The following is a 15,483-nucleotide window of genomic DNA, read 5'->3' as shown; positions in this document are numbered from 1 at the left end:
TCGAGCATTAAGGCAAATAGCACCAGGTAATCACAGAACGATTTCCTGGTGCTATTTGTTTTAAGAAGAAATTGTTATATTATGTCCAAAGTTCTTTTATTTGATTACATGCGTGACACCTATGTTTCCTCTAAATAATTTTTTCAAAACTAATACGATAACTGTGGTCAAAATTGATACGAAAATAATCGTGAAAATCACTCCCAATAGCTGAAGGCCTAATTGTTTGAAGCCTCCTCCATACAGCAGTCCATTCGTTATAACGCTACTATTAACTGATTTAGTGGCGAACAAACCTACTGCAATTGAACCAACGATACCACTGACGCCGTGACATCCAAAAATATCTAAATAATCGTTTAAATGAAATTTATATTTCAAATAATTCATAAAATAAAAACTAGCTATTGCGGAAATAATACCGATGAGAAAACTACCAAAAATTGTCACATAGCCAGTCCCTGGTGTTATTCCAACTAACCCACAAATACTGCCAGTACAAATGCCACTGACGGTGACTTGCGATTTATAAATGTTTTCCAAAACTATCCAAGTGACTAATGCTGAACAAGCAGCAACAGTAGTAGTAAAGAATGCGTTGATGGCCTGGGTATTTAATTTCAAAGCACTGCCGGCATTGAAACCATACCAGCCAATCCATAAAAGTACTGTACCAAACAAGATCCACATTGAATTACCTTTGGCAACTTCATTGTTGTACTGATACGGTTTTCGCAACGTTATGGCTAATATCATCGCCGTTATACCAGCATCAATATGAATTACTGTTCCACCAGCAAAATCTAATACTCCTAACCTGGCCAAAAAACCACTTGCGGACCAAACAATATGAGCTAATGGATAGTAGACCAATAATGACCAACAAATTACGAATAAAACGATGAATCTGATCCTAGCTCGACTTGCGACTGCTCCTAAGAAAAGTGCTGGTGTCAAAATCGCAAACATCATTTGAAAGAGTAAGTATACGCTTGTCGGCAAACCCGTTGTGCCATAAGTAGACGATAAGTCTAGTCCTGATAAGAAAAGATGATGAAAGTTACCGATCACTCCAAAAATATTACCTTCAAAAGCAGCCGAGAATCCTACGGCGACCCAAAGTAGGCCAGCAACTCCAAACATTAAAAAACTATTAAATAAGATTCGATTGACATCTCTTTGGGGCACGAAACCACTGTAAAAAATAGCGATTCCTGGCACCATTATCCAGACCAATATTATTGAAAGTATCATAAAGCTTAAGTTCATAATTATCACATTCTTTTTTTGATAGTTAAACTAGGCCCTCACAAGCATTTCAAATACTCCTCTATATTGTTCCGTATTTTATTACAATTCTTTTTCTATGTATACCAATTCAACTTCTGTCAGAGAGCGTTAAAATATCAGTTTTTTATTCGAACAATTATAATGGAGTCGCATTCTAAGAAGAATGAAATATTTATATTTTTAAGGAGTTTGTCATGGAAAAGAGAAAATCATCACTATCTTTATTAGGTATGTTGATCACCCTTGGAATCGTTTATGGCGATATCGGGACTTCCCCGCTTTATGTTATGAACTCGATTATCGGTAATGCCGGTACAATGGCAGACGCTAAACCCGAATATATTCTCGGGAGCGTTTCACTGATTTTTTGGACTTTAATGTTGATCACAACTATTAAGTATGTTCTGATCGCCATGAAGGCCGATAATAATTCCGAAGGTGGAATATTTGCCCTATATGCCTTAGTTCGTTCCCAAGGTAAATGGTTGATTATTCCTGCTCTAATCGGTGGCTCCGCTCTTTTAGCAGATGGAACACTTACTCCAGCCGTAACGGTTACTTCAGCGATTGAAGGAATTAAAGGCCAACAATTTGGTAACTTCATTTTTTCTAGTCATCAATCAGTCGTTTTAATTATCGTAACGGTAATTCTTTTATCAATTTTCATCATTCAAAAATTTGGAACTGAACGAATCGGTCGTTCTTTTGGTCCTATTATGCTGATTTGGTTCAGCTTTATTGGTATCGCCGGTCTATTTAATCTCATTGGTAACTTTGAAGTTTTAAAGGCACTATCACCAATTTATGCCATCAAGGTTTTATTCAGTCCTGTCAATAAAGTTGGTATTTTCATCTTAGGCAGTGTCTTCTTGGCAACAACTGGTGCTGAAGCTTTGTATTCTGACATGGGACAAGTTGGTAAGCACAATATTTATTTCACCTGGCCATTCGTCTATTCCATGCTGATGCTCAACTACTTCGGCCAAGCTGCTTGGGTGATTTCCAACTATCAAAACAGTCAGTATAACAAGATTTCCGGAATCAATCCTTTCTATGAAATGCTACCTAGCGATTTCAAAATCTTTGCTATCGTTATAGCGACACTAGCAGCCATCATTGCTTCACAAGCTTTGATAACTGGTTCGTACACACTTGTTCAGGAAGCTATCGGGTTAAAAATTTTACCTAGATTAAGAGTAAAATTTCCTGGTAAATATGAAAGTCAATTGTATATTGAATCGGTCAATTGGATTCTTTGTACGATTACTGTCAGTATCGTTTGGATCTTTGGTTCTTCAGAACATATGGAAGCAGCCTATGGACTCGCTATAACACTAACGATGTTGATGACAACAATTCTATTGCATCAATTCCTAATTATGAAAAAGCATCGTCATTTGGCCAATGTTTTCATGGTATTTTTCCTAGCATTGGAAGGATTATTTCTAATTTCCAGTCTAGTGAAATTTATTCATGGTGGTTATGTCACCGTTATAATCACTTTGGCTATTTTAGCAGTGATGGTAATTTGGTTCTTCGGCAACAAACGGCGTGATGCTTATTTGTCAGAAAGCGAGAATGTTTGTCTACTCGACTACATCCCCCAACTGGAGAAATTAAGTAAGGATCCTGGATTCCCAACATACGCGACTAATTTAGTTTACATGATCAAATTAGGTAAGGATTATTCGATTAAACGTTCCATCATCTATTCAATTTTAGACCAAGCACCTAAACGGGCTAAGGTCTATTGGTTCATAACGGTCAATCAAACGAGTGCACCGTACGAATGTAACTACACGATCGATATGATGCATACGAGAAACGTCGTCAATGTTCAATTAAATCTTGGATTCAAGAAATCTCAACACGTCAATATTTATATTCGTCAAATCATCAATGATCTGATCAAAAAACATGTCATCAACGATCAGACACCTCCTTATTCAATGGTCCCTAATCGTCACGTTGGTTCCTTCAAATTCATCATTCAGAACCAGCAATTCCAAGACTTAGGTGCTCAAGAACATATGAATGGCTTGGATCGGATGTTGATCGGTGGCAGACTTTTGCTACAAAATATCACCATTTCACCATCTCTTTGGTATGGCTTGGAATTCAGCGATGTCGTTGAAGAGAAGGTTCCATTATTCTTAGGTACTCAGACTGATGAATATTTAGCCGAAAAAGAAATCAAAAATAACATCAAATAAAAAAGCTTCCCGATTTTGGGAAGCTTTTTTATTTGACGATTTCTGCACCGAGACAGTTCTTGAAGTGATCTAAAGCCCACTCATGGCCAGCTTGATTAAATGAAGCCACACCATTTTCATGAATTACAAGTTTATAGTTCAAATTATATGCATCGACGGCTGTATGTAAAACGCAAATGTCAGTACAGACACCAACTAGATGCAAAGTATCAATTTTTCTTTCCCGAAGGCGCAGGTCTAAATCTGTTCCAGCAAAGGCGCTATAACGGGTCTTATCAAATAGTTTAACTTGTTCATTGTCATCATGACTATCGAACCAGTCTTTGACACCACCAAAGAGTTCCCGGCCCCAAGTGCCCCGAACATTATGGGGTGGGAAAAGTTTCGTTTCGGGATGATATTTGTCGCCGGCTTTATGAACGTCTGTTGGGAACCAAACCCAATCGCCATTTTGATACATATCCTCAGCTAAATTAAAAATCCTCGATTCAATCTTTTGACCAGGTGCTCCACAAGTTAAAGCACCATTATCTGCTACAAAATCATTTGTATAATCAATAACCAATAAAGCTTGATGTGAAGGCATTTTTTAATCCTACTTTCTGCTGCATATTTGTTATATCTCGATTATTCAAAATCTCATCTGGTAAGTCAATTTATTCGCTTATTGTGGGACTTTTATATTCATTTTTCTGCTAATATGAAAGCGTATAACATTAAGGGAGGCTTCATAATGAGTGATCGAAATAAAAAATATAGTATTGGACTAGATATTGGTACTAATTCAGTTGGTTGGGCCGTAACGGATGACAACTATAATTTACTGAAAGCTAAAAAGAAAAATCTTTGGGGAACTCGGCTGTTTACTGCCGCAAATACCGCTGCTGACAGAAGAGTTTTTCGTTCGACTCGTCGCCGTTATCGGAGAAGAAAGAACCGCATCAATTGGTTGAATGAGATTTTTTCAGAAGAACTAGCAAAAGTAGACCCATCATTCCTATTAAGGTTACAAAATTCTTGGGTTTCAAAAAATGACTCCACTAGAACTCGTGATCAGTACAATTTATTCATCGACAAAAATTATACCGACGTCAATTATCATCACGAATTCCCTACCATTTATCATCTACGGAAAAGACTAATTGAGGATACGTCTAAAGCTGATATTCGGCTCGTCTATTTAGCTCTGCACAACATTTTAAAGTACCGTGGCAATTTTACTTACGAACACCAGAAATTTGATGTTTCTAATATGGATAAAGGTTTAACTAAACTATTAGAAAATTTCAATTCACAATTAATGTCTTTCGGATTACAGTTCCCAGCCGATACGGATTTTGAAGAAATAAGTGAGCTCTTACTAGCAAAAAGTAACCCTACTTCAAAGATTCGCAATATCATACCCCTTCTAGGCACTGATAAAGATGCCATTAAAACTTATAAAATCATTTTAACTTTGATTCTTGGAAACAAGGCCAACTTGACTAAACTGTTTGCTTTGGAAACTGAAGAAAAACAAGACATTGAACTATCCTCAAGTACTGTCGAAACTAAATTGAGTGATCTGGATTCAGTTTTAACTGATGAACAATTTAACCTAATTGATTCAGCTAACTCCATTTATAGTGCCATTACCTTAAACGACATTTTAATGGGCGAAACTTACCTCAGTTTCGCTAAGGTTAGACAATACTGTGATCACAAAAAGGATTTGGCCAAATTAAAACAGATGTGGCAACAGACGTCTGACAAGAAAGCCGTTAAAGCTGCAAAACAAGCCTACGCCGCCTATTCACATTCCGGTAAAAAAGATATCCAAGACTTTTACAAGGATATGGGAAAGTTCTTGGAGATTGCTGCTCCGGAAGATTTAGCTAATGAAGCCTTACAAAAAATTGAAGATAAAACTTATCTATTAAAACAGCGAACCAATGAAAATGGTGTAATTCCTTTCCAATTGAATGAAAACGAAATGAAATTGATCATTGAAAATCAAGCCCAATACTATCCATTTTTGAAAGAAAATGAAAATAAGCTGCTATCTATCCTAAGCTTTAGAATTCCTTACTACGTTGGGCCGCTACAAAACGATGGCAAAAATCAATTTGCTTGGATGGAAAAGAAAGTTAACGAACCTGTTCGCCCTTGGAATTTTGATGACGTCGTTGACCGTGAAAAATCTTCAAATAAATTCATCAAACGAATGACTAGTACCGATTCTTATTTGATCGGCGAACCAGTCCTGCCCAAAATGAGCTTGATCTATCAAAAATACGAAGTTCTCAGTGAATTAAATAATCTTCGAGTTTCTGATGGTGACTCTGAAGACGAAGTTAGTTTAAAAGTAGATGTTAAACAACGTATTTTCGATGAACTCTTTAAAACCCACCGTTCTGTTTCTTCTGATCGATTGAAAAAATGGCTGATCAATCAAAGCTATTACGTCAATCCCACAATCTCCGGTTTAGCCGACAAGAGTAAATTCAATTCTAGTCTTTCCACTTATCATGATTTCAAAAAAATCTTTGGTGAAGAATTCGTCAACGATCCGGAAAATTTGGCTCAATTGGAACAATTAGTTGAATGGCTAACGATTTTCGAAGATAAACAAATTTTGAAATTAAAGCTAAATAGCAACTCCTTTGCTTATACACCTGAACAAATTAAGAAAATTTCCAACATGCGTTATCAAGGTTGGGGACGCCTATCTAAGAAGCTGTTGACTGGCCTCAAAACCGAAATTTCCGTCAAAGGGCAACCCACTAAATGCTCAATCCTCGATATTATGTGGAATACCAATCGTAACTTCATTAGCACTTTAAAAGCTGACAAATACGATTTCAACGAGCAAGTCGAATCCTATAACTTGAACAAAGCTAAAGTTTCTACACCACAAGAAATGGTCGACGAGATCAAAACTTCACCGGCTTTAAAACGTGGTATCTCGCAATCATTAACTATTATTCAAGAATTAGTCAAAGTTATGGGACACGCTCCTGAACACATTTTCCTAGAATTCACTCGAGAAACTGATATTAGCGAATTGACTAACTCTAGATCTAGCCGCGTAAATCGGACTTATAAGAAAATCGAAAAGAATGCTAAAAAATTTGCCGTTGAATTACAAGATTATTTAGTACCTAGTAAACAAATTCAATCTGAATTAAGGGCCAACCGTAACAATCTTTCTAGCGACCGCTTGATGCTTTACTTCTTACAAATGGGTAAAAGTCTCTATTCAGACCAACCACTAGATATCAATCGCCTCTCCGACTACCAAATCGATCATATCTTGCCACAAACTTATATCAAAGATGATTCTCTGGAAAATCGGGCGTTAGTCCTGGCTTCAGAAAACCAGCATAAATTAGACGACCTGCTACTAGATCAAACTATCATCAATCAAAACATTGACCGTTGGCGTGCCATGAAAGATGCCGGCTTGATGGGTCCAAAGAAGTTTAAAAATCTAACTAGAACGCAAGTTACTGAAAAAGATCAAACTAATTTCATCAACCGTCAACTAGTTCAAACGTCACAAATAATTAAACACGTTTCTAACATCCTAAATTCGATGTACGGTAAATTTGGTACGACTTGTATCGAAACTAGAGCAAATACGGCTACTGCCTTTAGAAAAGCCTTCAGAGAACAAACCGATTTTCATTTCGCACATCCTGAATTTGTTAAAAACCGGAATGTCAATGACTATCATCACGCCCAAGATGCTTACCTAGCTTGTTTATTAGGACTCTATCAGATGAGAAAATTCCCAACCGACAACATGATGCTAGTTCAAAAAGAATACAAACGGTTCTTCAATAGCTCGATGCAACAATTCAGAAAAAAGCACCATATCACTGACTCATACAAGAACGGATTCATTATTTCCCCATTGGTCAAAGGTGAAGAGCAGATTGATCGTGAAACGGGTGAAATAATTTGGAATCTAGATATGAAAAAGAAAGTTCAAAAGATTTTCCAATACAAACAATTCAACGTCACTAGACGTACCGAAAAAGGCCGCGGTGAGTTTTACAATCAGACGGTCTATCCTCGTGGGAAAGGTAAATTAATTCCATTGAAGACTGAATTAGACCCTGAAATTTATGGTGGTTATTCCGGTGACAACCCCGCTTATATCGTCTTAGCAAAAATTGATGGCAAAAAAAATAAGCTAATCAAAATTCCAATTCGATTAGCTCAACAAATTGATGAAAAGAAAATTAGTTTAACAGATTACGTTGAACAAAATATCAAACATAAAAAGTCGGTTGAAATAATAAAAAGTGATATTCCATTGGGACAACTAATTTACAGTGAGAAAAATGGTTATCTCAATTTGAAATCCGATATGGAAATCACTAACTCTCAACAACTGGTCCTACCTTATAAGTATGTTGCATTACTTACCTTGCTAGAAAAGAATTCAGAATATAAATATGATTCAATTTTGGCTGATTATGATGATAAAATTCTTGATGAGATCTTTGAGACTATTGTTCAGAAGATGGAGCAATTTTATCCTTACTATCAAAATGAACGGTTATTTTTACAAAAGAACCTCGATAATTTTAAAGATTCAAATACTATTGAAAAAGTAAAAACACTATCTCAATTGCTTAAATTTTTACATGCAAATTCGGGAAATGCTGAATTAAAATTCAACAACGTAAAAAAATCCAGATTTGGAAGAAAGAGTAGCGGATTAAATGTAACAAATTCAGATCTTATATACCAATCAATAACTGGACTTTTTGAATCAAGAATTCACATAGATTAAGGTATAAAAAAAGGCCCCCACGCGGGAGCCAGTCAAAATGACTATTTAACATAAATGTTTATTTTAACTCAGTAAGTCATTTCAACTAATTACAAACAAGTAAATTATATTTCAATTTCATTCAAAAAACAACCAGAATAGGAGAGAAAAAATGGGTTGGGAAACAATTTATATTACTCAGAAAGCTAAATTATCTTATAAATCAAATCATTTATTAGTTCAAACTACTGACAGTATCAAGCGAATCCCATTTCATCATATACATTGTGTTATCGTCGGCACCACACAAGCAGTGATTACTGGCTATTTAATCTCTAAACTTGTTGAAAGCAACATTAAGATCATTTTTTGTGACCAAGATCATAATCCTTGTTCAGAGTTAAATGGTTATTATTCTAATGTGAATCGTAATCAAAATATCGAAGACCAGATTTCTTGGACAATTGATAAAAAACAAAAACTTTGGACATACATCATTAAAAATAAAATTGAGAATCAAATCGATGTCGCCAAAAAATTAGGCATCGATACTACCTCACTTGACCAAGAATACAACAAAATTTTAGATAACGACGAATCAAACCGGGAAGCCGTTATTGCTAAAAAGTATTTTCCACTTCTTTACGGAGATGGCTTTACTCGAACTAATGAGACTCGGGTGGGGATGATGTTAAATTATGGTTATACAATTCTCTTATCAAATTTTAACCAAGAAATAGTCTCTCAAGGATATTTAACACAACTGGGTATTCACCATCACAGCATGAAAAACTTCTTCAATCTTTCTAGTGATTTAATGGAACCATTTCGACAAGCAATCGATCTGACCGTTTATGAAAAAAGAGATTATCAATTTGACGAATACGTAAAATTTGAATTAATTACTACACTCGACAAAATAGTGTCTTTTGAAGGTAAAGATTATTCTTTGAAGACTGGCATTAACAAATACGTTCATGCTTCAATCGATTTTTTAAATGGCAAGCGTGAACAAATTGGAAAGGTAATTATAAAAGATGAGGGCTAGAGTAATGAGATTGATAATAATGTTTGACTTACCTACATTGACAGCACGAGACCGCAAGAATTATCGCCAATTTCGAAAGCATCTCGACGGGGATGGCTTCATGATGATGCAAGAATCAATTTACACTTGTATTTTGATAGATAAACAAGCTGCTCAGCTATTGGAAAAGAAAATCTCCCTTTACGCTCCTAAAAGTGGTTTAATTCAGTCACTTATTGTTACTGAAAAACAGTTTGCATCCATGACCTTCATTACTGGTAAAAAAAATGAATCTGTCGAAAATACGTTTGAAAGGTTGACAGTGATATGAAGGCATCCATTACAATTTATCCTTACGAACCATTTCCCTTAGACTACGGTATCACCCTGTTCAATTTTCAAAATAAAGTTGAATATTCTCAATTGTTGTTCAGAATCAATAAATTGAAAAAACAAGATACCTTAGTCGATGATCCTGATAGAGTAGTACACTTTTATACCAATCCTAAAAAAATATTAGAAGAAAGGTTGACCGACATATCTTTCATTGGCGACTTAACTGGATATAATTTAAATTCCACTTCAAATATAAAATATGTCTTAAAAAAAATACTCCATGACTCTCCGATACTACGTGAAAAAATAGAAAATCTAAACGCTAATGAAAACAACCTTGTTTTTGAAGCTATAACTGCCTACGATTCAGAAATAAACTTTGATCCGTTCGCTAACTTCGAGAAACTACTGAAAGCCAAAGAAATACGTATTGATGATAGTAATTGGCAAAGCTACTGTGATAAAATTACAAGTATAGTAGGCTTTTATAGTGAGTTTACTAGCAAAAAATTACTTCTATTTCATAATTTAGAAAGATTACTTAGTCATGATCAATTAAATGAGTTAAATGACTATCTAAAATCGTTGAACTTACTAGTAATTTCCCTAGAATCATTCCCAATGACGCTGAAAGAAGATGATTTAAATGTTAAATTGTATTCAATTGATGAAGATCACGTTAGGTTTGATTATTAGAGATTAATTAGAAATCAACGGTTTTAGAAGTAAGTCATTTCAACTGATTACAAACCCACCATATTCATTAATTGAAACGACATTTCGTTTTAGAAGTAAGTCATTTCAACTGATTACAAACCACTCCGCATAGTGTGTATTAACGTAATTGAGTTTTAGAAGTAAGTCATTTCAACTGATTACAAACCTAAGGACGTTAAGGAAATCTTACAAGACAAGTTTTAGAAGTAAGTCATTTCAACTGATTACAAACCAACAACTTGAGCGGCAACTAAATTCACTATGTTTTAGAAGTAAGTCATTTCAACTGATTACAAACCAAGATGCTTGGGTTAGTCGAGGGTACCGGTGTTTTAGAAGTAAGTCATTTCAACTGATTACAAACCGGTTACATCAATTGAAGAGCCTGCAGCTGGGTTTTAGAAGTAAGTCATTTCAACTGATTACAAACCCAAAATAAAATAGAAAAAGACTTAGGGCAGGTTTTAGAAGTAAGTCATTTCAACTGATTACAAACCGGTTCTCGAGCATTTTCAAGCTCTTGCCTTGTTTTAGAAGTAAGTCATTTCAACTGATTACAAACCAAATACTGATAAATCTATTATTAATAAATTGTTTTAGAAGTAAGTCATTTCAACTGATTACAAACCAAATACTGATAAATCTATTATTAATAAATTGTTTTAGAAGTAAGTCATTTCAACTGATTACAAACCTCCACGACCTTTAGCAAAAACAGTTTATTAGTTTTAGAAGTAAGTCATTTCAACTGATTACAAACCTATTCATAGCCTGCTGAACTACTGAAGCAGGTTTTAGAAGTAAGTCATTTCAACTGATTACAAACCACCAATTGCATCAGCTGCAGTAATCCCATTGTTTTAGAAGTAAGTCATTTCAACTGATTACAAACCAATCAATTTGATTGCTCAACCTAATCACTTGTTTTAGAAGTAAGTCATTTCAACTGATTACAAACCGGATGAATTATATACGATGTATATGTTCGGGTTTTAGAAGTAAGTCATTTCAACTGATTACAAACCAAGTTCATAATTATGAAAGTCAGGAACCAAGTTTTAGAAGTAAGTCATTTCAACTGATTACAAACCGTCAATAATATAGTGTGGTTTAGTGCCTGGGTTTTAGAAGTAAGTCATTTCAACTGATTACAAACCCCAACGTTTAACGTTTGAATCGTCGCCATTGTTTTAGAAGTAAATCATTTCAACTGATTACAAACCAGTCACAAGAAGCTTCAAAAGGCTTCAATAGTTTTAGAAGTAAGTCATTTCAACTGATTACAAACCTTGGATCAGGATACTTTAAACGTTTATCAAGTTTTAGAAGTAAGTCATCTCAAATTACAAAAAACCACTGCAAACACCAAGCAGTGGTTTTATTTTCCCCTTCATCCCAAACAAACCCAAAAAAATCTGCTATAATTTCCGTAATCACAGGAGGTTAAACATGCAAAAAAGATATCGTGAATCACTTCCAAAAGTTCCACTAATAATCTCCATCGTTGGCGTAATAATTTTTGCTGTCCTGTTTTCCTTCTTCACTTTGAGAACGCCAAGTCCGTCAACAACACCCACATACCCTAAAATCAAAAAAGAACTCAATCAACAATTCAACAGCAACGGCAAAGTCGCCACGGTCAAAGAAGATCGCAACATAAACGACAAAACCAGTAAGAAATCACACACTGTGATCATAGTGGTATTAACTGACAAACAGACTCAAAAATACATCAAAACTACTTATGAAGCCGTTCAAAATAACAACGCCACTACCGACCAAAAGCTGTACATCCGCTCAATTCAGAACATCATCCAAAAATCTGCTAAGAAACTCGACAATAATTACGACGTCATCCAATTCGTCTACAAGGACAACAAATCTTACGTACCAGTTGCTAGTTCTCAAAAGAATAAAAATTTAATTCCACTCGTTAAGACAAAATAAAGAGCTTGATTCTAAGAATCAAGCTCTTTTCATGCTGTCATAAACATCCAGCAAACAATAAAAAAGTAGCCACTAAATAGCATAATATACCGACAAATTTTACCAATTTTAACTTGTCTAGGAGAAGACCCTTTGGGAATATCCATCATCAAATAGACGGTCCATCGCCAAGTTAGAATTGTGACAATCATAACGATCAATCCAAAATAATACTCGATAAAAGCCATCTTTACCTCCTAATTTGAGGGATCATTTCTCCCATAATAATAGCCTTCATTGAATCCTGCATCATAAGAATCATTAATTTCTGGCTGATAAGGACCACGGCCCTTTTTCTTAGTCATCGTATAAATAATAGCTACAATAATTTGCGTCAGAAAAATCAATATCATCAAATATTTCCTGAAAAATTCAAATAGATCTTCAAAACTCAAATTATGCAATCGTTTTTTACTTCTTGCCACCTTTTTTAATTCCGGTGTCATCTCATCTGCCACGTCAAGCGCCACATCAATTTTTCTCGAAGCATTACTGTGCTCAATTTTAAAATTATATCCCGAACGATAGACCTTATAACCATAATCAGTCAAAAAAGACGCGGCCTGCCCACTAGGGTAAAACCACAATAAATTATTTTGTAGATCGACGATTAAAAAATTACTGCCAGAGCCCCATCTTTTAGAAAAACTTGCTGAATGACCTTCTGAATCGCCTAACCACAACGAACGATTCTTATTCAAGAAATTAAAGCTAGTATTCAACATAATATCGTCATTGCCATATTCGTCAAACTGCTTTTTAATAATCAAATTAATCGATTGTGGGTGCGGGCCAACATTTAACCCTTGATTGATCTTCACCAATTTATCATATTGACCATTGGTGATATATTCTTTATCTTGATACACCAATTTTCCCGTATTAGGTCCACTAGAAACGTCCGCCAAAACTGCCTGACTTGTACAAATAATTCCAAAAATCATTGCCAATAAATAAAGCCACCGCCGTCTTTTCATAGCACCCTCCTTGCCCCTAACTATAACCACAAATTAATGCTTTTTCAAAACAAAAAACACCCCATTTTGGAGTGTTTTTTTAAGTGTTATTCTTCTTCAGTTTTAACGGTAGATTCGTCAAAATCAATGATACTTTCAGCAATAGTTTGAGGTTGTTCCAGTATTGCCAAATGACCAGCATCGTCGACATCTTCAATCTTTAAATCAGGCACGCGACCAATTGTAGCCTTGGCATCCTTAATTCCAGCTTCCGTCAAAATTTGATCGTCTCTAGAATAAAGTGCCAATGTTGGAATCTTGATTTTACGCAAGCGCTTGTTCAAGAATTTTTCGCTCAAGTATGCTGAAGACATCCCTTGCAACTTTTTCTCAACCTTGTGATCGACTAGATTGGCTGCTTCGTCAACAATTTTTGGATCCGCCAAAGTTTTCTTGTCAAAGTCTTTGGCAAAATACAAATTGGACTTAACTGGAGATTTTGCCAACTTACCCAACAACGGAATATTGGCAACTCGTGAACTAGCATCCATCTCAGCGTACTTGTCAGTGGCAGGCGTATTCAAAAGAATTAGTTTTGAAACCGTAAAGCCACGCAATTCAGCCATATTTACTGCTATCAGTCCGCCGACGCCATAACCAAAAATGATTAATTGATTAGTTATCTTCCAGCGGGCAATTGCTTCAAGCATATTCCAAGCTTGTGAGTCGATCGTATAGTGACCACCTTTGACCTTAGAAGATTTACCTTGACCTAATAAATCAAGCGCTATAACGGTGTATTTGTCTTTTAAGTAGGGAATCATTTCATTGAAATACTCAATTGAACCATTGATACCAGGTAGTAAGACGATAATCTTTTCACTGTTAACTGATCCAACTAGATTTGTGTTGACGTTACCCTCGGATGTAGATAATATTTTTTCCAAATTATTCTGCCTCTTTAGTTTTATCTCTATATTAAAAAATATACCTAAGTTGTGAAGATTTTGCATTGATTATAGACATTTTATAAATTTTTTTACTTAATTACCCAAATTTGTTGACAATATCCTTAAAATGCATTAAATTGGACTAGACCAGATAAATAGAGATGGGAGATTTTTGAAGATGAATATAATTAAAGTTAAGAATACCGAAATGGGCGGTAAAGAAGCTTTTAAACTTGTTAAAGAGGACCTTGAAAATGGTGCTAAAGTTCTCGGTTTAGCTACTGGTAGTAGCCCAATCACGCTTTACAACGAAATGACAAGCAGTGACCTTGATTTTTCTAACATCACATCAGTTAACTTGGACGAATATGTGGGACTAGATGCTGATAATGAACAAAGTTACCACTACTTCATGAAAGACCACCTATTCAACAAGAAGCCTTTCAAGAATTCATACGTTCCCGATGGTTCAAATCCTGACGCTGAAGCTGCTACAAAAGAATACGACAAGATCATTGAAGAAAATCCTATCGACCTTCAAATTCTAGGTATCGGTAGAAATGGTCACATTGGTTTCAACGAACCAGGTTCACCATTTGACGGTACGACTAGAAAAGTTGGTCTAACAGAATCAACTATCGAAGCTAACACACGTTTCTTCGAAGATGAAAAAGATGTCCCACGTTTTGCTTACTCAATGGGTATTGGCTCAATCATGAAAGCTAAGAAGATCATCCTTCTAGCTTATGGTGAAGCTAAGGCTGACGCTATTGCCGCAACTGTTGACGGTCCTGTTACAGAAGACTGCCCAGCAAGTGCTTTGCAAAACCACCCAGATGTAACAATCATCGTTGACGACGCTGCTGCATCAAAATTAAAGTAATCGATTAATTCGTAGTCCTAATTAATTTTAGGGCTATTTTTTTGTAATAAAAACCGCTCTTATCTCTATTGCTTACCACTTTAAGTGCTGTTCTTACTTCTTGCCACCCCCTAAAAGAACATCAGCCCCGATACCTTTGGACTTTCGAATATTTGAAATTCTCAAAATATCAGATAAGTGTTCCCACTTTAGAAAAACGTTTAAAAGAATAATGAATTAAAGTAATTGAATATTGTAAGATAAACATGAACATGAATGCTTCTTTACGATTGGTTTAGACACCCTAATTACAATGATATGAGTACCATATCTATTCTTATGCAATAAAACCCCGGCATGTCGGGGTTTTATTGCATAAGATTC

At 35.4% G+C, this 15,483-nt stretch carries 12 protein-coding genes and 1 CRISPR repeat array; of the genes, 7 read left to right on the top strand and 5 right to left on the bottom strand.

Features of this window, described 5'->3' with window-relative positions:
* Nucleotides 1–96: 96 nt before the first annotated feature.
* Complete coding sequence (locus U8521_RS10500) at nucleotides 97–1,269, bottom strand: ammonium transporter (RefSeq protein ID WP_334333182.1); 1,173 nt, start codon at nucleotides 1,267–1,269, stop codon at nucleotides 97–99.
* Nucleotides 1,270–1,484: 215 nt separating this feature from the next.
* Here U8521_RS10500 and U8521_RS10495 point away from each other — a divergent pair, with 215 nt between their 5' ends.
* Complete coding sequence (locus tag U8521_RS10495; protein WP_334352691.1) at nucleotides 1,485–3,503, top strand: KUP/HAK/KT family potassium transporter; 2,019 nt, start codon at nucleotides 1,485–1,487, stop codon at nucleotides 3,501–3,503.
* 28 nt (nucleotides 3,504–3,531) lie between these two features.
* Here U8521_RS10495 and U8521_RS10490 read toward each other — a convergent pair whose 3' ends face one another.
* The gene (locus tag U8521_RS10490) at nucleotides 3,532–4,089 is read right to left on the bottom strand and encodes a cysteine hydrolase family protein (protein WP_334352690.1); all 558 of its coding nucleotides are present in this window, start codon (nucleotides 4,087–4,089) and stop codon (nucleotides 3,532–3,534) included.
* A gap of 147 nt (nucleotides 4,090–4,236) precedes the next feature.
* Between U8521_RS10490 and cas9 the strand changes: the two genes are divergently transcribed.
* From cas9 to U8521_RS10465, 5 genes are all read left to right on the top strand, one after another.
* Nucleotides 4,237–8,286 carry a type II CRISPR RNA-guided endonuclease Cas9 gene (cas9, locus tag U8521_RS10485; RefSeq protein WP_334352689.1) on the top strand — a complete coding sequence of 1,350 codons (4,050 nt, stop codon included), beginning with the start codon at nucleotides 4,237–4,239 and terminating at the stop codon, nucleotides 8,284–8,286.
* A gap of 151 nt (nucleotides 8,287–8,437) precedes the next feature.
* The gene (cas1, locus tag U8521_RS10480) at nucleotides 8,438–9,313 is read left to right on the top strand and encodes a type II CRISPR-associated endonuclease Cas1 (RefSeq protein ID WP_334352688.1); all 876 of its coding nucleotides are present in this window, start codon (nucleotides 8,438–8,440) and stop codon (nucleotides 9,311–9,313) included.
* A 4-nt stretch (nucleotides 9,314–9,317) separates the two neighbouring features.
* The gene (gene cas2, locus U8521_RS10475) at nucleotides 9,318–9,623 is read left to right on the top strand and encodes a CRISPR-associated endonuclease Cas2 (protein ID WP_334333186.1); all 306 of its coding nucleotides are present in this window, start codon (nucleotides 9,318–9,320) and stop codon (nucleotides 9,621–9,623) included.
* Nucleotides 9,620–10,324, top strand: coding sequence for a type II-A CRISPR-associated protein Csn2 (gene csn2, locus U8521_RS10470; protein ID WP_334333187.1), 705 nt, complete (start codon nucleotides 9,620–9,622; stop codon nucleotides 10,322–10,324). The genes cas2 and csn2 overlap by 4 nt, the downstream gene beginning before the upstream one ends.
* A gap of 20 nt (nucleotides 10,325–10,344) precedes the next feature.
* Nucleotides 10,345–11,700: a CRISPR direct-repeat array (repeat unit 36 nt; unit sequence GTTTTAGAAGTAAGTCATTTCAACTGATTACAAACC).
* Between the two features lie 94 nt (nucleotides 11,701–11,794).
* Nucleotides 11,795–12,292, top strand: coding sequence for a hypothetical protein (locus U8521_RS10465; RefSeq protein WP_334352687.1), 498 nt, complete (start codon nucleotides 11,795–11,797; stop codon nucleotides 12,290–12,292).
* Nucleotides 12,293–12,321: 29 nt separating this feature from the next.
* Here U8521_RS10465 and U8521_RS10460 read toward each other — a convergent pair whose 3' ends face one another.
* From U8521_RS10460 to U8521_RS10450, 3 genes are all read right to left on the bottom strand, one after another.
* The gene (locus U8521_RS10460; RefSeq protein WP_334352686.1) at nucleotides 12,322–12,519 is read right to left on the bottom strand and encodes a hypothetical protein; all 198 of its coding nucleotides are present in this window, start codon (nucleotides 12,517–12,519) and stop codon (nucleotides 12,322–12,324) included.
* A 9-nt stretch (nucleotides 12,520–12,528) separates the two neighbouring features.
* Nucleotides 12,529–13,308, bottom strand: coding sequence for a hypothetical protein (locus U8521_RS10455; protein WP_334352685.1), 780 nt, complete (start codon nucleotides 13,306–13,308; stop codon nucleotides 12,529–12,531).
* Between the two features lie 86 nt (nucleotides 13,309–13,394).
* Nucleotides 13,395–14,234, bottom strand: coding sequence for an alpha/beta fold hydrolase (locus U8521_RS10450; RefSeq protein WP_334333191.1), 840 nt, complete (start codon nucleotides 14,232–14,234; stop codon nucleotides 13,395–13,397).
* Nucleotides 14,235–14,415: 181 nt separating this feature from the next.
* Between U8521_RS10450 and U8521_RS10445 the strand changes: the two genes are divergently transcribed.
* Nucleotides 14,416–15,120 (top strand): glucosamine-6-phosphate deaminase, encoded by a 705-nt coding sequence (locus U8521_RS10445; protein ID WP_135374597.1) that lies wholly within the window; start codon nucleotides 14,416–14,418, stop codon nucleotides 15,118–15,120.
* The last annotated feature ends 363 nt before the right edge of the window (nucleotides 15,121–15,483 follow it).

Origin of the sequence: Companilactobacillus miaonis (assembly GCF_036913615.1) — a bacterium.
Classification (GTDB): domain Bacteria; phylum Bacillota; class Bacilli; order Lactobacillales; family Lactobacillaceae; genus Companilactobacillus.
The sequence above is the reverse complement of the archived record's forward strand: the minus strand, read 5'-3'. Positions and strand labels throughout refer to the sequence as shown.

Coding starts and splice junctions, on each gene's coding strand:
- U8521_RS10445 (WP_135374597.1), top strand. CDS start 14,416: ATGAATATAATTAAAGTTAAGAATACCGAAATGGGCGGTAAAGAAGCT.
- U8521_RS10455 (WP_334352685.1), bottom strand. CDS start 13,308: ATGAAAAGACGGCGGTGGCTTTATTTATTGGCAATGATTTTTGGAATT.
- cas1 (WP_334352688.1), top strand. CDS start 8,438: ATGGGTTGGGAAACAATTTATATTACTCAGAAAGCTAAATTATCTTAT.
- U8521_RS10490 (WP_334352690.1), bottom strand. CDS start 4,089: ATGCCTTCACATCAAGCTTTATTGGTTATTGATTATACAAATGATTTT.
- cas2 (WP_334333186.1), top strand. CDS start 9,318: ATGAGATTGATAATAATGTTTGACTTACCTACATTGACAGCACGAGAC.
- U8521_RS10460 (WP_334352686.1), bottom strand. CDS start 12,519: ATGGCTTTTATCGAGTATTATTTTGGATTGATCGTTATGATTGTCACA.
- U8521_RS10495 (WP_334352691.1), top strand. CDS start 1,485: ATGGAAAAGAGAAAATCATCACTATCTTTATTAGGTATGTTGATCACC.
- U8521_RS10500 (WP_334333182.1), bottom strand. CDS start 1,269: ATGAACTTAAGCTTTATGATACTTTCAATAATATTGGTCTGGATAATG.
- csn2 (WP_334333187.1), top strand. CDS start 9,620: ATGAAGGCATCCATTACAATTTATCCTTACGAACCATTTCCCTTAGAC.
- cas9 (WP_334352689.1), top strand. CDS start 4,237: ATGAGTGATCGAAATAAAAAATATAGTATTGGACTAGATATTGGTACT.
- U8521_RS10465 (WP_334352687.1), top strand. CDS start 11,795: ATGCAAAAAAGATATCGTGAATCACTTCCAAAAGTTCCACTAATAATC.